We start from the raw sequence: 15,922 nt of genomic DNA on the forward strand, positions 1-15,922 counted from the left end.
CGAGCCACCACAGGGCGTGCGGGGCGGGACTCACACCTTGGGCACGCGCAGCTTCGTCCAGCTCGCCCTGCCGGGGGTGCCGTCCGCGTCCGAACCGGAGTAGCCGAGTTTGCGCTGCCACGCCGCGTACGACTTGCGGTCGGCCTCGGTCCACTCGGGACCGGGGCCTTCCTCGTAGCGGCCGCATCCCTCCGCCACCAGCCGTCTGCCCATCGCGGTGACGACGCGGCTGTTGCGGCCCGCGCGGAAGAAGTCCCCGCCGGGGAAGGGCTCGTACTGCGGTGGCTTCGGCTGGGGCCCCGGCCCGCCCGGCTTCCCCTTGAGGCAGCCGGCTATCCGGGTGCGCATCGAGCTCATCGTGAAGCCCTTGGGATCGATCTTGTTGTTGGTCCACTCCTTGTGGCCGATCACCGAGCGCTCGGTCCAGCCATGGGCCCGGCAGATCGCCGCCGACACCTTCTCGATGGCTTCCAACTGTGCGGCGGGCCACGGGTCCTCCCCGTCGCCGAGATTGATGCACTCGAACCCGTAGAAGCGCGCATTGCCGTCGGTGTCGTTCTCGTTGGGCGCGGGCAGCGACCGCTCCTCGATCACCGCGCTGAGGACGTCGCCGTCGCCCAGTCCCGCGTGGTTGGCTCTGCCGTTGCCCACGAGGTGGACCGTGCCGTCCTTGGCGATGACGCCGTGGCACAACGGCCCGGGCAGCTCCGAGTAACCGTCGTAGCAGAGATCGACCGACTCGTCCGTCCCCGAGGTGACGGTGTGGTGGATGACCACCCCGTGCACGGGACCCCACGCCCCCTTGCCGTTACGGTTGTGGGTACGCCAACTGCGGTGCTCCTGGACCTTCACACCCTCCTGACGGAGAGCCTCGACCAGTCGGTCGGCGGACAGGGGCTGTGCCATGACTTCCTCCTTGACTACGTACAAAGTCGTACTCGCGTGCGGAACAGCGGACCGTCCGGGACGTCAGTCCCGGGAGGCGCCCTCGATGTGCTCGATCGGCGCGGCCAACGGCCGGAACGTGTACCGCAAGTCGGTCACCGCGCTCTCGCCGCCCACCACCCAGGCCAGCGGGGCGTAGTGCGCGTCGACGCCCGCCGGGGGCTGGAGCAGTGGCCGCCCGTCCGCCGCCGCGGGCCACTCCACCGTGCCGGTGGCGGTGCGGGCGGGTGCGGCCCAGTAGTCCCCCGGCCGGTACCGGCCACCGGGTTCGAACCAGAGCTGTATGCCGTCCTCCAGGTCGATCCACGTGCCTTCGACGAGCTTCAGGGCGCCGTTGCGGTGGTGTCTGGCCGTGCCGCGGCCGCCGGGGGCGCGGTGGTCCCAGCGGCGCAGGAAGGGGTGCAGGCCGGGCAGCCTGCCGGTGCCCGGGCCGGGCTCGGCGTTCAACCGCACCCGGCGGCCCGGCAGGTCGACCTCCTCGACCCGCAGCAGATCGGCGGGCTCACCGCGGCTGGTGTAGGCGGAGTCGGCGAGTTCCACCCGGTCCCCGGCACCCAGGTCGAGCTTGTCGTCGTTGCCGAGCGTGGCCAGTTCCACCCAGGTGCCGTCGAGGGCGGCCACGGGGAAGACGACGGACCCGTTCTCCCTGGACCATTTGAAGGTGGCGGTCTCGGCCGTGCCGCCGGTGTGGATCTCCACGCGGTACAGCTGGTTCTCCGGGCCCCGGTAGCGGTGGTCGGGCCGGGTGAGGCAGGGCTCGTCGTCGGAGCGCTCCGGGCGTTCGGTGCGGAACGCGGCCGTCGCGGTCGGGGTGCGGTGTGCGTCGGCCCAGGTGCGGAAGGCCGTACGCACCTGGTCGGCCGTCGGATTGGCCGGGGCGCCCAGGTCGGTGCCGGCCAGGGGCAGGACCTGCCAGACGGTCTTGATCCTGGCCGCCGTGTCCGGCAGTGCGGCCCCGAGAGCCACCTCCCGGATCTCGGGGTCCTCGGCGGCGGTGACCGTCCGCTCCCACACCTTGAGGTAGACCAGGTAGGGGAATTGCGCGGGCAGCCGGTCGGCGGGCTTCTCCGGGTCCCGGTAGGCGTCGGGCTGGTCCCAGTACGTCCAGACGGTTCCGTCGGTGCACGGGTGGTGTTCGCCGCCCGTGTCGCCGTCGGAGCCGGTGGAACCCTCGGATCCCGCCGGGGCGTCGGCACCGGCCGGAGCGTCGTGCGGCGTCGTGGTGGGCGCCTGCCCGGCCGGTGTCCCCGCCGGCGGCCGGTCGGCGTCGCACAGGATGCCGTCGACGTAGTAACGCCCGCCGTGGACGGCCAGGTTGTCGAGCTTGTTCTCACCCGGGCAGTAGTCGATGCGGAAGCCGGTGGCGCCGTGCGGGCCCCCGTGCTGCCCGATCAGGTCGGCGGCCAGGGCGCGCGCCTGGTGTTGCGTGATCGCCGTCTGCTCGTTGGCGTCGGCGTCGAGCTGGACCCGGCCCTGCTGGGCGAGCACACCGGAGTAGTGCTTGGCGGGCCGGAAGGTGACGCGGGAGAGGTCTGCGTGCATGAGTTCGTTCCCCTTGTGTTCGTTCCCCTGGATCCGTCGGGCGGGGTCAGGTGACGTGGATGATCCCGGCGTCCGTGCCGGCCGGTGAGAACTCCTCCAGGCGGGCCCGCAGACTGTCCTCGCGCTGGGGCTGGAAGAGATCGTGGAACGCGCCGAGTTCGGAGCCGTCCTCGGCCCCGCGGGTGACCTCCGGCGCGCAGCCGTCGGCCAGTTGGCCGTAGGCCGGGCCGCCGTAGCGGACGCCGGTGAACACCGGCCGGACGCGGGCGGCCTCGGCGTCCTGCAGTGCGGGGAGGTCGGCCGGGTCGATGCCGCCCTGCTCGGCCCGTTCCCGCACGGCGGCGCGCACCCCGTCCGGCTGGCAGTGGTAGCGGCGGGGTGTGCGCGAGCCCGGCGGCACGTAGCAGAACCGCATGCAGCCGATGCCGCGCCGGGCCGCGTTGACGCGGCCGGTGAACATGCTGTCCTCGGCGATCTCGACGGCGTGGACGTGGACTTCCCCGATCACCGTGGTGCGGTGGGCGTGCAGCACGGCGTGGGCGTGTCGGCATTCGGGCCCGGAGAGGGCCTCGCGGTCGGAGCCGGTGGCGTCCAGGACGCTGTCGGCGATGTGGATCTCCAGCGGGTCGGTGCCGGCCTCGTCGCCGACGACCTCGATCGTGCCGAGGACGCTGCGTTCGATCTGCACACAGGCCGTGGTGCACTCCAGGACCAGGCTGGGCTCCTGCGGCGAGTGCGGCTCACATCGCGGCTCCAGCGACCAGCCGGGCACCAGCGTGCAGTGCCGGACGACGACGGAGCCGACGGGGCCGGTCACGTTGATGCCCCGTCCGGTGACGAGCAGTCCGTCCAGGACGACGCGCGGCCCCGGCCCGTCGCCGGGATTGCCGTGGATGTTGAGCGCGTCAGGCCGGTTGCTGTACCAGTCGAGCAGACGGATCACCGGCCGGGCGCCCTCGGCGGCGCGCAGCTCCAGCCGCTCCCCCGGGGACAGGTCGAAGTCCAGCTGCTCCTGGTGGGCGCCGCTGTGGGTGAGCTCGATGACGGCTTCGGCGCCGCCGTCGGAGCGCCATTGCTCGTAGGCGTCCATGATGCGCTCGTGGGGGCGGCCCGGTCCGACCTGGTAGACGGTGGACCGGGGCGGTGTGTCGCGTTCGCGCGGGTACTCCCCGCCGCCGGTGTCGTCGCTGAACGCGTAGTGGTAGCTGACCCATGCCCCGTGGCGGGGCGCGCAGCGGGTGCCGAAGGCGATCCGGCCGAGTTCGGGGTCGACGACGACCTGGCCGCGCCGGGCCCGGTAGGTCCAGTCGGACAGGTCGGCGACGACGATGTCGGCGGGCGGCACCGGCTCCTCGTCGTCGTCGCGCCAGACGGTGAACGAGCGGCCGGGTCCGTACGTGTCGGTGAGCCGGTCGGCGAGCTGTCGGCGGCGGATGAGGACGGGGACGTTGTCCATGGTCGCCAGGTGCGAGGCCGAGGGCTCGGGTTCGGGCTTGGCCACCAGTGGGCTGTCGTTGCCGAGGATGGAGAAGGTGTAGAGGTTGCGGGCCCGGTCGATGCAGTACGCGGGGGCGCGGGTCACCGAGTAGGGCTTCAGGCGCCATACGAACAGGCCGACGCCCGCCGGGGTGTACCCGCTCTGTCGGCGGGCGGATCCGGCCCGTCGTACGTCGGCGCTGTGTGCGGCCGCGTCGAAGGCGCCGCCGAGCAGGTCCAGCGTGGCCCCCTCACGAACGTCGAGCAGCCGTCCCCGGGTCAGCCGGGTCGCGGTGGCCGCTTCCTGGCCCGCCCCGAACAGGCGCACCGGCTGGTGGGCGCCGAGCAGTCGGGAGAACTCCACCGCTCTGGCGGGCCAGTCGGCCACCGACGCCGACAGTTGTTCCAGCAGTGCCAGGGTGCCTTTGCGCCGCCGGTTGGCGACGGTGTCCGCCACGTCGCGGCGGGGGGCGAGGCGGGCGGCGAGGCGCCGCCGGGACTCGGCCCGTCCCCCGCCGGGGCCGCCCGGGGACAGGCCGGTGGTCAGCACTTCTTCGTAGCCGGGCAGGATGCGGTAGCCGACGAGGTCGCCGAGGTAGGGCACGGCCCAGTCGGCGCAGGTCTCGACGAACCAGTCCTCGTAGCCCTGCTCCACGCCCGAGCGCACCAGATCGACCTGCTCGGCGATCACGGCCAGCAGGGCCCGCAGCGGCTCCCCGGCCTCGGCGTCGCGCAGTTGGTGCCACTGCGGGAGCAGTTCCAGCAGGCCGTCGGGCTCACGGTTCACGCCCGTGCCTCCTTAAGGATCAGTGTGTCCGGCACGTCCGGGGAGAGCAGTGCGAACTGCGCCGGGCGGATGCCGCGGAAGACGAACACCGTGCGGCCCTTGGGCAGTGGCCTGGTGTCGGTGATGTCGGGGTTGAGCCGCAGCAGTTCGGCGACGGTGATGCCGTTCTTCGCGGCCACCGCGGTGAGCGTCTCGGTGGTCTCCTGGCCCGGGGGCGACACCCGGTAGCGGTCCTCGTCGTACGCGGCGAGCCGGGACCCGACCACCGCCTGAGGGCGCTTCAGTCTCTCGGGCAGTTTCTCCAGGCCTTCGGGGGTCAGGCTGCCGGGCACCCCGGTGAAGGCGTCCACGTCCACGTAGTCCACGCCCGGTACCGACTGGGCGGTCGCCAGCACCTCCGACAGGTACGCGGGCCGGCCGAGTTCGCGTGCCGGGTAGCCGAGCCGGGCCAGCAGGGCGCGGCGCAGCGCCGGTTCGACCAGGTCCCACGTGTGGTCGGGGTGCACCCGGACGTTGGCCGCGACGATGAGCAGCACCAGTTCCCGTACGGCCACGGTGACCGGTACCCGGGGGTCGCCGTGGGCGGCGAGGGAGGACCGCAGGGTGCGGACGATGTCGGAGTCGTCGCCGAGTTCGATGTCGTCGACGCCGGCGACGGTCAGGTGCACGCTGCGCCGGGTGCCGTCGAAGATCTCCCGGGCGCTGGCGCGGCCGATGCCGGCCCGCGAGCGGGCGAAGTCCTCGTAGTCGGCCACGGAGACGAGGCGGTCGAGCGCGGTGACGGACAGGGGGATGTTGCGGCGGGCGAGCCCGGGGCCGTCCGGGTCGGCGCCGCCGGTGGCGGGCAGCGGGTTGACGACGGCGGTGACCCCGAGGGGGCGGGTGGTGGGCTGGGTGATGCGGCCGGCCTTGACGTTGGCGGATCTGCCGACGCCGATGCGGTACCGGGCGCGGACGTTCTCGTGTCCGGTGGGCAGGCGCGAGCCGTGCACGCCGTCGCCGAAGGTGATGGTGGTCCGCCCGGCGGCGGCATCGGAGGGATCGGCCGCACCGGTGGTGCCGGTGACGAATACGCGTTCCTGCGGGCCGCGTCCGGCGAGGCTGTCGACCTCCCGCCAGCGCACCCCGTCCACCCGGACCTCGAGGGTGCTCTGCGCGCCCAGCGCGTTCTCGGCGGCGAGCCAGGTCAGCGGGGACTGCCAGAGGGTGAACGTCTGGTTGGCCCGGCCCGCGTCGCCGCTGCCGATCGGTTCGTCGCGGGTGGCGCCGTGGGTGGCCCGTGCGACGTTGCCGTGGATGCGCAGGGTCTCGCGCCGGTAGCGGTGGGCCAGGTCCGCGGTGAGCACGAGCGTGGTGTGCACCGCGTCGCCCGGCAGCGCGGGGTCGACGCTCTGCCGGGCGCCGGCGACCATGGCGAGCTCCGTGCCGCGCACCCCGGTGGTGCCGGGGATGTCGGTGCGCTCGCCGCTGAAGACCAGCCAGCGGCCGGGTGCCAGCCCGTCGTACAGCCCGGCCAGCTCGATCTCGTTGCCGTGGACGTCCTCGGTCACCGTCTCCTCGGCGAGGCGGAGGGCGTCGCCGCGGGCGTGGACGGTGGCGTCCCTGATGTGGGCCAGGGAGACGTCGTCGGCGTCGAGCCAGTCGTCCTGGAGGGTGAGTTCGGTGACCTTGCCGGTGATGCCGAAGGCGGCACGGGAGAGGACCCGCACGCCGGTGACCCGGGTGACGACCAGGGCGAACTCCTTGCTGCCGGGGATCTGGCCGGGGCTGCCCTTGCGGGGGCGTTCGACGGCGACCCAGCTGCCGGGGCCGATGCCGTCGTAGACGGCGTCGAGGGCCAGCTTGTTCCGGTCGGTGACCTCCAGTTGCGTGCCGATGGTCACGCTGACGGTGGAGGGCTTCCCGGTGGGCGTCCTGCGGGCCACGTTGATCGTGAGCCGGCCGAGCGTCCGCTGCTGGGCCGACTCGTCGGGCCCCAGGGGGTATTCCACGGTGGCGGCACCGTCGGTGACGGTGACCAGCACCCTGTTGTCGCTGTTGGGCCGGGAGACGAACACGGTGGCCTTGGGCAGTTTGGGCAGCAGCTCCGCACGGACACCGAGCTTGTGCGGGTCCGGGGGCGGCGGGGGTGCAGCCTCGCCCGCCGGGTCGGGATCCCGCTCGGGGGGCGGCAGCTGGGTGCTGACCTGTACCTCACCGGGGCCGACGTCCTCGACCTTCTCGTTCATCTCCTCGTCGCTGCGGAGCTTGAGCTCCTTGGTCGGCGAGGAGGAGTCGGCGACCGAGTGGGTGAACGCGATCTTCGCCGGGACGGTGCCCGCGGTGTCGTAGGTGACCGTGGTGTCGAGCGAGGTGCTGCCGCTGAGCGGCCAGTCCTCGTAGTAGTCGATCTCGTTGTTGTTCTTGTAGTGGGGCTTCATGGGCGCGGTCGCGCCGAACGGCGTCGCGGTGGCCCTCATCACCTGGACCGTGGCCAGCGCCAGCGGCGCGGTCAGGTCCGCCTGCCGCCAGGCGTCGTGCAGACCGTCGCGGATCCTGGTGTCGAGCGCGGCCAGCAGTTGGGCACCGATGTCGGAGCCGGGCGCGTAGATGTGCTCGGGGTCCCGGGCGAGGTGGCGGGCGTTGGCCGGGGGCCGTACGGGCGCGGTCCGCAGGGCGGGCAGCAGGGCGCCCAGGCCACGGAAGGCCGGGGCGGCCGGTTCCGCCGCTGCGGACCGCTGCCCGCCGCGCTCCGCTCCGGGGGCGGTCCCGAGGCGCAGCCCGGCGAAGAGGGTTTCGCCCTTCCCGCCGGCGCCCGGCGGCTTCGAGGGCTGCGGCGGCTCCAGCGCACGGGCCTGCCCGATCAGTTCGGCGAACTTCGCGGCCAGCGCCTCGAACCAGCCGGCGATCTCCTGGTACCGGCGGGCGAGTTCGGCGGCCTCGTGGACCCGTTCCACGTCACGTGCCAGGCGGTCGGCGAGCGCGGTGGCGGTCTTGAGCGTGTCCAGGTCGCCCCGCAGCGGGGCGAGGACGTCCTTGTCGAACCGCTCGACGAGGCGGCTGCTCTTGGGCCGGGGGTGGGGCGAGTCCTTCGCCGCCGGCGTGATCCATTTCTCGAGCTCTTCGCGCAGCCTCTTCAGCGACGGCTGTGCGGCGACGGGAAGACCGATGGCGGTCACGTCGTTCTCACGGTCGAGGCGCACGTGGGGAACGGTGCGCAGAAACCTTTTGTCCCGGGCGGACTCCTCGGCGCTGAAGACGAACAGGAGCTGATCGCCGGGCTTCACGTTGTTCGCCGTACCCGCGACGAACAGCTCCGTGCGCTTCTCCAGCCGGTCGGGCGTCACCTGGTAGGGGCGGCGGCGCAGCACGGCGAGCTCGTTCCACGACCAGCGGGCGGACAGCTCCTCCGAGGTCTCGAAGGACTGCGGCTCCTCCCCCGGTCCCGGCACGCTCTGGCTGCGGGCGCCGCGCGGGATCAGCACGGGCGTCTCCTGGCCGGGGCGCGGGTCCCGGTCGAGGGTGTAGGCGAGGAAGGTGTCCGCGGCCACACCGGGGCGGGGCCGGTGCCCGACGAGCCTGCCGAGCAGGGTGAGGGAGCCCTCCTCGGTGGCGGTGCGCAGGTACCCCTCGTTGGCGATCCGTTCGGAGTAGAAGGTGAGCAGGTCGCCCAGGACGGCCCAGGTGTCCAGCAGGCCGATCGCCGGGTCGTCGGGGGTGCGTACGGTCAGGTCGCGCAGCGCCGGGTAGGCGGGTCCGGACAGCCGGGCGAGCATGGAGGACAGGAACTCCCGGTGGGTGCCCACCCGGTAGCGGATGGCGCCCTGGCCGGGCGGGTTCACCACCTCGGTGGGCGTGGCCGCCGAGGTGCCCCGGCAGCCGCAGTCGCATCGGCCGCTCATCGGCCGCCTCCGATCTCGATCGCGAGCCGGCCGTTCTCCGGCCGGTCCGGGTCGTTGTCGCATTGGGCGATCTCCAGCGGGCCCAGCCGCAGCACCCCGGCCTCCAGCTCACCGTCGTCGTGGTGGTGGAGCCGGCGCAGCCGGGTCGCGTGGACGCTCAGCACACCGGGAACCGCGGCGGCCGCGGCGACCAGACGGCTGACGCGGACGGGTTCACCGAAGGTGAGGGCGTCCGGATGGAAGAAGCCGAACCGTCCGTCGGGCAGGACCCCGGTGCCCAGGACCCGGCGCAGCTCGGCGAGGACGTGCCCGCGCTGGTGGCCGGGGGCGGCGCACACGGCGAGGGAGATGTCGAGCGGGACCGGGCGGGCCGGGTGGACCACCACGTCGTGGCCGATGCGCCGGTAGCCGTCGAGGACATGGCCGACGGCCTCCAGCAGGACGGGGCCGGGCGCGGCGGTGCCGAGCGGGTCGACGGCCACGTGGACCTCCTGGGCGGCGCCGGTCCAGCGGATGTCGGCGGCTGCGCGCTGCACCCCGGGGACGCGGGCGGCCAGTTCGGCGTAGTCGCCGGCGGTGACGGCGCGCAGCAGCGACCGTTTCGGAGCCAGGGGGGCGAGCTGGCGGACCTCGTCCAGGGACTCGGGTCCGGTACCCCCGGCGGCGGGCAGCGGGTTGCGTACCCGGGTGACCTCGCAGGAGCCGGAGCCGCACAGGAGAAGGTGGTTGACGGCCTCGGCACCGACATTGCCCGCCGGGCCGTTGCCGACCCGGTAGGCGATCTCCAGCCGGGAGCCGGGCGGCGGCGCGGCGCCGTGCCGGCCGTCGCCGAACCTCAGGGCGAGCCTGCCGTCGTCCTCCAGCTCGCCGACGAAGTGGCGGTCCCTGCGGCCGCTGGAGAGCAGGTCGCGGCGGGGCAGCCACCTCGCCCGGCGCCCGGTCCGGGTTCCGTCGGTCCGCTCGCCGACGGCGCTGACGGCCGGCAGGGCGGAGCGGGGATCCTGACCGGTCGCGGCGGCGGGGCCCGCGAGCCGGGGGTCTGCCGGGTCGAGGCCGTCGGCGTACTCCTCGCCCCAGCTGTGCCGCACCTCCCAGACGGTGCGCCGGTCGAGCACGCCGCCGGCGCGGGCCAGGGCCACGAGCACCGAGAGGCGGCGCAGCTTGCCCGCGAGCAGCCGCTTGCGGCGGGCGATCAGCTCGCGCAGGGCCTGGGCGGGCCGTTGGCCCAGCTGGAGCCGGTCGAGGGTGCGGGCGCCGAAGAGGACCGTCAGCTCGGCCGTCTGCTCCTGTGTCAGGTCTTCGCCCTCATGGACCTGGTGCCACAGTTCCTCCAGCCGTACGCGCATCCGCTCGGGAAGGGTGGCGAGGAGGTCGGCCTGGCCCGCGGCGACATGCGCGGGGGCGGGATAGGGGGTGGCCTGGGTGACGGGCGCGTACGGCAGTACGGGACGGAACCGTACGGGTGGGCGCGGATAGCCGGTCTGGGCGAGCAGGGTCTCCAGAGCGGCGGCCTGTGCGTCGGCGCCGGGCGGTACGACCTGCTCCTCGCCGTCGAGGCCGGGGACCAGGTGGATGTCGAGTCCGGCCCGGGCCACGGCCGCCTCGCCCACCAGTTGGTGCAGTTCACGGACGTGGTCGGGCTCCAGTTGGTGCCCCGAGCGGGTCAGGTCGAGAAGGTCGTGGAGGGCCGCGGCGGGGCCGGTGGTCTCCGCGCGGTCGCCGCAGCCGAAGTCGGGCGGCTCGCACCCGGCGACGACGACGGGGGCGGGCGGCACGCGAACGCACTCCGGGTCGCCGTCGCAGTGGGTCAGCGAACGGCCGTGGTCGACCAGGACGACGTTCGCCCGGGCGAGGCTGACATCGGTCAGGAGCGCGCAGTCGGTGCCGCCGCGGCTGGACAGGCACACCGGGAAGGTGAGGGCGTCTGCCGGGGCCCAGGTCACCTCCACGACGGGCTGGTCGTAGAGCTCGTCCACGGCAGGGGTGACCGAGGTGAGCCGGACGGCCTGGCGGTGGGCCGGGTCGGCGTCGGCGGGGGCGCCGGTGCGCGGACCGAGCACCTCCTCGATCAGCAGGACGTCGCCGGGGCTCAGTGCGAGGGCCCGTTCCCGGTCCTCGCCGTCTTCCCCGCCCTCTCCCGTGTCGCCCCCGCCTTGCCACTCGTCGCGCAGGGTCGCCGCGGTCGCTCCGGCGGGCAGGTAGCACTCCTCGTCGCCCCAGGTCCACAGGCGCACGGCGTTGTGTTCCGGGCGCAGGTCGAGGTCGCACCGGCCGAGCGGCTCGAAGACCTCCACCAGGGCGTTCTCGGCGATCGTGTCGAGTTCCCCGTCGGGGATCACGGTGCCCAGGTCCGGTCGTTCCTGCGGCTCGAGTCCGCTGACGTCCACGGCGGCGAACCGGAAGGTGCCGGCCTCCAGCGTCAGACAGCCGTCCACTTCCAGGGCCACGAACGCGCGGGCGTTGCAGCCATCGTGCATCGGGTAGTCGACGAGCCGGACGTGACGGCGTACGGAGACCCTGCGCCGGGCGGTGTCCAGGTACGCCTCCGTGGCCACCGCGTCCTGTTGGTAGCTGATCTGGTCGGCGGTGTGGGCGAGCAGTTCGACGAGCGTCACCCCGAGGTCCGGGACGTGTCGCTCGGCCCAGTCGGGGGTGGTGAGCGTCATCCGGTCCAGGGCCAGGCGCCGCAGGCTCTCGTAGTCGCGGGCGGTGTAGTCGATGACCGGGCGCGCCCCCGGCTCCGGCGGGCAGGGCTCCTGGGGGCGGCAGTCGAACGGGGTGGGACAGGAGCCTTCGAAGCCGAACTCGGCCTGGTGGTAGCGCGGGTCGAATCCCCGGTACGGCTGCTCGCCCGGCCGCCCGTAGGCGTCGGCCTCGACCACGCCCAGCCGGTAGCGGGAGGTGTCCCCCTTCCTGTCGACGGTGACCAGCATGCGGTCGTCGAGCTCAGGGTCCTCCTCCACCTCCACCGTGACCTCGACGGCGCGGATGCCCGTGACACGACGCCCGCCGTCGATGCGTATGTTCTGCGGGCCGATGTGGCACGGCGAGGGCGCCTTGCCGAGGAAGGTGACGGTGAGGGTACGGCCGTCGTCGCTCACCTCGATCCCGTCGACGCCGTTGAGTTCCGCCCGCCGGACGTCGTCCCGTCTGCGTTCCGTGGCGCAGTTCCGCGCCGTTGCCCCGCCCATCACGCCGCTCCCCGTCCTTCGAACTCCTCGACGCGGTGCGAACCGGTCCGGCGCACCACGTAGACCAGGTGCACCCGCACCACGTTCTCCTCGCTCACCACCTCGAGGGACTCCACCTCGATCACGTCACCGAGCCAGCGCTGCAGGGCCGCCTGCACGGTCAGCTGGAGCGCGGAGCCCAGCTCGGGGCTGTTCGGCGCGAAGACCAGGTCGAGCAGCCCGCAGCCGAAGTCGGGGCGCATCACGCGCTCGCCGGGGCTGGTGAACAGCAGTTGCTCGACGAGGTCGCGCACGTGGTCGTCGTATCCGGTGTCCGCGGTACGCCCCCGGCTGCCGATCCGGAACGGGAACGCGATGTCGGTCCGGCGCGGCCCCGCCTCGGGCGCCCGCATACCCACCGCCCCGCGCTGCTCGTTCATCGCCCCACCGCCCGCTGCTGGACCACGGAGACGTTGGGCGGGCCTTGCGGCGCCTGGTCGGCGGCCAGGCACAGGCCCGTGGAGGAGCGCAGTACGGCCGGCGAGCCGTTGATCCTGATCCGGGTGGAGGGCGCCACCCAGCGGATCGTCACGCACGGATGCGGCACGTTGGCCACGGTGAACGGGCAGCCGCTGACGGTGTAGAGGTCGGCCACCGAGCCGGCGACATTGCCACTGACCACGACCCGCGTCTGCGCGGGCAGGATCGTGGCCCGTGCGCCGTGCGGACAGGTCACCGTGGCGTTGACGTGTAAGAGATTCCCGGACAAAAGAACCCTCCCCTCTCAGGTCACGCTCAGGGCGTCCTGGTTGATGGTCACGGTCGGGCCGATGAGCGTGATCTTCGCTCCCTGGCCGTTGTCGATGTGGATCCCGGAGTCGTTGATCACGATGGAGGCGCCGTTCGCGGACTTGAGCGTGATCCCGGTGACCGGGTCGTCGGAGAGCACGAAAGTCCGCCGGCCCAGCGTCGTCTGCATGACGTGGTTGGGAGCGCCGGGAAGTCCGGTGAGCGCCTGGGCCGGCAGTTCGCTCTCGTGTCCGTACCAGCAGCCGGACCAGATGGGGTCGCTGGGGTTGCCCTGCTCGAACTCCATCCACACCCCGGACCCGACCGGGGGCACCGCGTAGTGCCCCATCCCCCGGCCGGCCACCGGGAAGCAGGGCATGGCCCAGTTGGACGGCGTCTCACCGAGGACGTCCGTCACCAGAGCCGTGATGCGGCCTCTCCGCTCCGGATCGGTGTTGTTCACCACGGTGCCCCGGTACTTGCCGAGGTAGCGGGTGGGTTCAGTGGCCATGCGTCTGCTCCTGTGCTCCTGCTCTGTCGGGCTCTGACAACTCTTGTGGCCCCTTGCGCTTACGGGCGCACGACGGGCGTGCGGGAGATCAGTCCCTCGCGGGCGAGGGTGAAGTTCTGTGTGTAGGAGCCTCGTTGGAGGTTGTGGGTGACGCTCTTGACGAAGTAGAGGCCGTCGTAGGTGATCCCGGCGCCGCGTACGCCGACGAGTTCGCGGGGGCGCAGCACATGGCCGTAGCGGACGACGTCGAGCTGCCCGGACCCCGACACCGCGTCGGCCGACTCCATGGCCTTGGCGAGGGTCTCGGCCAGGGCCGAACCGGTTTCCTTCTTGGCGGCGTCGTTGACCGTCGTCTTCTTCAGCGCGGGCGCGGGCTTGAGGGCCAGCGGGGGCCGCAGGATGCTCACTTCGGGGATGGGCAGCAGTGTCGAGATCTTGGTGGCGGGGATCTGCACCCGCGCCCTCGGCTCCTCGCGGGCGGTGCCGTCGAAGGCGAAGGTGAGCTGGTCGACGTTGGACAGGGCGTCCATGTTCACGTTGAGCGCGTGCTGGGGGATGCCGAGCCGCACTTCCGGCCCCCAGTAGGCCCGGCTCATACCGGGAACGGGCCCCGGGTCGAGGTAGAACACATAGCCGTTGGCCTTCGCCAGTTCGCTGATGTAGGCGAGGTCGGTCCCGTTCTGGGCCTCCACGCGGTGTGTCGGCACCGACATCTGCGGGATCAGTTCGGGGACGACCAGCGGGGTGATGCCGTACTGGGCGTACCGGGTCAGCATCACGGCGACCCGCCCGGCGGGCGACATCGCCGGATAGTCCGTACCGGTCCGGTCCTCCAGGTCCATCAGCACCGTCAGGTCCTCGCCGGTGACGGTGAGGGTGGACTGGCCGGGCTGGTTGCTGACCCCGACCTCCTGGCGGATGAGGACACCGTCCATGAGGACGGTCGGCGTGCCCTGGACGGTGACGACGAGCACGACCCTGATCTCGGGGTCGAAGAACCCACCCGGGAGCAGGGCGGTGTTGATCAGCCCGTTCTTCGACAGGTCGAACGCCAGCTGGAACCCGCTGCGCTGCCCGCTGGCCACGGTGACCTGGGCGGACAGCAGCGCGTCGGTGACGGGCTGCGGCACGGGCACGGGGATCCGCGGCCCCATCATCAGGGTCAGCCGGATCGGTCCGGTGGTGACCGGGGCGTCAGCCATTCGCGGCTCCGGGCACGCCCGCCGGAAGCGCGATCTTGAGCCTGCGCCCCGGCGTCCGGGTCAGCTCCCTGGGGTCGACGACGGGATTGGCGTCGGCGATCTGCCACCACTGCTCGGCACTGCCGAGGTAGCGGTACGCGAGCAGGTCCGCCCGGTCGCCGACGCTGACGGTGTGCTCGGTGAGAGCGCTCAGCCGGGCGGGATCGGGCAGCAGGCGCCGCCTCAGGTACGGGGTCTGCCGCCCGTCGTCCTCGGTGTGCACGGCGACGGGTATGCCGTGATAGCGGCTGGAGCGGGGATAGGCCGAGGGCGCGGGTATCGCGTCCGGTGTGCGGCCGTTCCCGGTCTCATAGGTCATCAGAAACCCCCTGCGTTCCCGAGCCCGAGAGCACTGCGGTTCCCGCCGGCCGCGGGCCCGACGAGCTGCTCCTTCTGCGCGAGATGCGCGAGGTAGAGCTCCGCACCGCGATGCCCGGTGGGCAGATCGTTGACGGTCAGCACCCGCAGCCCGATCCCGACCGAGGCCCGAATCGGATTGAGCTCGACGTCGAAGGCCTCCTCGGTGATGGTGAGCTCGGTGAGCCGGACGGGCAGCACGCGGCTGCGCCCCCAGGTGAACAGGGTCAGCGGCGCCTCGATCGGGGTGATCTCCAACGTCCCCAAGGAGGCGAGGTTCTGATTGCGCCGCAGCAGCGCGCTCGCCGGGTGCAGCAACGTCTCCAGCGCGGCCAGCTGAGGCTGGATCCCCTGCGGGACGGGCAGCTCCATCTGATCGGTGGCGTCGATCTCCGCCGTGAACTTCCACGTCTCGGCGGCGGGCCCCTTGAGCCGTAACGCCTCGGTCCGGTCACCGGCACCTTCGGCGCCGGCGCCTTGGGGGGCGAGGGAGCGCTCCAGGGAGTCGGGGTTGAACTGGAGGACGATGATGCCGCGGGGGGTGCCGCGTTGGGGGTCGACTATGACGATGCCGGAGCGGATGGGTTTGGGGAGGTCGGCGTAGCGGGTCATTGGCTCCCCTCCGCCTCGAATGCCTTCACAATGCTCAGCGCTCTCGACCGCACGTAGTCCTCTGGGTCTTCGAGCGAGACTCTGCGGATCACCGGTACGAACCGCTGGTACCCGGTGTAAGTCGTGGCCCACAGACCTGCGTAGCGCACTTTTGGCTCGCTGTTCGCGACGGTCTCACTGATTCTCCGGAACACACCCTCGTCGAACTCCGGCGGGGCGGCGAGCCCCATCCGTAGCACGTGCTGAGCACGCGTACGCGCGTCTTCCGCCTCATCGAACGCCCGGAACAGTTCATCGAGCCCCCATAGGGGGACCTGATCGAGAAACTGTTGCTCGAAGGGCTCCACACTGCTCCGACCGTCCCCGGTGAACACCACGTAGGCGACGCCGGACGTCGCGTCGACGATGAAGTGCAGCGCGACATCGGGCAGCCCTTGCCAGATCAGCTGACCGTCGACCTGCTCGTCCCGGTCACGATGGGTTTCATGAACAAGCGGCCAGCCCCACGCAAGAGCGAAATCATCGATATCGTCTGCCGAAACTTCCGAACGAAGCACATAGCGTCGCGACTGGTGTAGGTAATCTTTCACATCCGACCCCTTTACAGCAAA

Annotated in this window: 12 protein-coding genes; all 12 read right to left on the reverse strand. The window is 72.3% G+C overall.

All coding sequences use genetic code 11. From position 1 onward, the window contains the following. Window positions 1-30: 30 nt before the first annotated feature. Window positions 31-906 (reverse strand): peptidoglycan-binding protein, encoded by an 876-nt coding sequence (locus FHS38_RS20835; RefSeq protein ID WP_184735526.1) that lies wholly within the window; start codon window positions 904-906, stop codon window positions 31-33. A 63-nt stretch (window positions 907-969) separates the two neighbouring features. Next, complete coding sequence (locus FHS38_RS20840) at window positions 970-2,487, reverse strand: DUF6519 domain-containing protein (protein ID WP_184735528.1); 1,518 nt, start codon at window positions 2,485-2,487, stop codon at window positions 970-972. Between the two features lie 46 nt (window positions 2,488-2,533). Then, on the reverse strand, window positions 2,534-4,750 hold the full coding sequence (locus FHS38_RS20845) for a hypothetical protein (RefSeq protein WP_184735529.1): 2,217 nt from the start codon (window positions 4,748-4,750) through the stop codon (window positions 2,534-2,536). Then, window positions 4,747-8,631 (reverse strand): putative baseplate assembly protein, encoded by a 3,885-nt coding sequence (locus FHS38_RS20850; protein ID WP_184735531.1) that lies wholly within the window; start codon window positions 8,629-8,631, stop codon window positions 4,747-4,749. The genes FHS38_RS20845 and FHS38_RS20850 overlap by 4 nt, the downstream gene beginning before the upstream one ends. Next, the gene (locus tag FHS38_RS20855; protein WP_184735533.1) at window positions 8,628-11,822 is read right to left on the reverse strand and encodes a putative baseplate assembly protein; all 3,195 of its coding nucleotides are present in this window, start codon (window positions 11,820-11,822) and stop codon (window positions 8,628-8,630) included. The genes FHS38_RS20850 and FHS38_RS20855 overlap by 4 nt, the downstream gene beginning before the upstream one ends. Beyond that, on the reverse strand, window positions 11,822-12,241 hold the full coding sequence (locus FHS38_RS20860) for a GPW/gp25 family protein (RefSeq protein WP_229822617.1): 420 nt from the start codon (window positions 12,239-12,241) through the stop codon (window positions 11,822-11,824). Before FHS38_RS20860 ends, FHS38_RS20855 begins: the two co-directional genes overlap by 1 nt. Continuing rightward, window positions 12,238-12,570, reverse strand: coding sequence for a hypothetical protein (locus FHS38_RS20865; protein ID WP_184735535.1), 333 nt, complete (start codon window positions 12,568-12,570; stop codon window positions 12,238-12,240). Before FHS38_RS20865 ends, FHS38_RS20860 begins: the two co-directional genes overlap by 4 nt. A 15-nt stretch (window positions 12,571-12,585) precedes the next feature. Then, a complete protein-coding gene (locus FHS38_RS20870; protein ID WP_184735537.1) occupies window positions 12,586-13,101 on the reverse strand; it encodes a phage baseplate assembly protein V in 516 nt (171 codons plus the stop codon). Window positions 13,102-13,160: 59 nt separating this feature from the next. Next, window positions 13,161-14,303 (reverse strand): hypothetical protein, encoded by a 1,143-nt coding sequence (locus FHS38_RS20875; protein ID WP_184735539.1) that lies wholly within the window; start codon window positions 14,301-14,303, stop codon window positions 13,161-13,163. Next, the gene (locus FHS38_RS20880; protein ID WP_184735541.1) at window positions 14,296-14,661 is read right to left on the reverse strand and encodes a LysM peptidoglycan-binding domain-containing protein; all 366 of its coding nucleotides are present in this window, start codon (window positions 14,659-14,661) and stop codon (window positions 14,296-14,298) included. Before FHS38_RS20880 ends, FHS38_RS20875 begins: the two co-directional genes overlap by 8 nt. Further along, a complete protein-coding gene (locus FHS38_RS20885; RefSeq protein WP_184735543.1) occupies window positions 14,661-15,311 on the reverse strand; it encodes a hypothetical protein in 651 nt (216 codons plus the stop codon). The genes FHS38_RS20880 and FHS38_RS20885 overlap by 1 nt, the downstream gene beginning before the upstream one ends. Beyond that, window positions 15,308-15,901 (reverse strand): hypothetical protein, encoded by a 594-nt coding sequence (locus tag FHS38_RS20890; protein ID WP_184735545.1) that lies wholly within the window; start codon window positions 15,899-15,901, stop codon window positions 15,308-15,310. Before FHS38_RS20890 ends, FHS38_RS20885 begins: the two co-directional genes overlap by 4 nt. Between the last annotated feature and the right edge of the window lie 21 nt (window positions 15,902-15,922).

It is taken from the genome of Streptomyces netropsis (assembly GCF_014203545.1).
In the GTDB taxonomy this organism is placed as follows: Bacteria; Actinomycetota; Actinomycetes; order Streptomycetales; family Streptomycetaceae; genus Streptomyces; species Streptomyces netropsis.

Coding starts and splice junctions, on each gene's coding strand:
- FHS38_RS20875 (WP_184735539.1), bottom strand. CDS start 14,303: ATGGCTGACGCCCCGGTCACCACCGGACCGATCCGGCTGACCCTGATG.
- FHS38_RS20855 (WP_184735533.1), bottom strand. CDS start 11,822: ATGGGCGGGGCAACGGCGCGGAACTGCGCCACGGAACGCAGACGGGAC.
- FHS38_RS20860 (WP_229822617.1), bottom strand. CDS start 12,241: ATGAACGAGCAGCGCGGGGCGGTGGGTATGCGGGCGCCCGAGGCGGGG.
- FHS38_RS20880 (WP_184735541.1), bottom strand. CDS start 14,661: ATGACCTATGAGACCGGGAACGGCCGCACACCGGACGCGATACCCGCG.
- FHS38_RS20885 (WP_184735543.1), bottom strand. CDS start 15,311: ATGACCCGCTACGCCGACCTCCCCAAACCCATCCGCTCCGGCATCGTC.
- FHS38_RS20850 (WP_184735531.1), bottom strand. CDS start 8,631: ATGAGCGGCCGATGCGACTGCGGCTGCCGGGGCACCTCGGCGGCCACG.
- FHS38_RS20870 (WP_184735537.1), bottom strand. CDS start 13,101: ATGGCCACTGAACCCACCCGCTACCTCGGCAAGTACCGGGGCACCGTG.
- FHS38_RS20840 (WP_184735528.1), bottom strand. CDS start 2,487: ATGCACGCAGACCTCTCCCGCGTCACCTTCCGGCCCGCCAAGCACTAC.
- FHS38_RS20835 (WP_184735526.1), bottom strand. CDS start 906: ATGGCACAGCCCCTGTCCGCCGACCGACTGGTCGAGGCTCTCCGTCAG.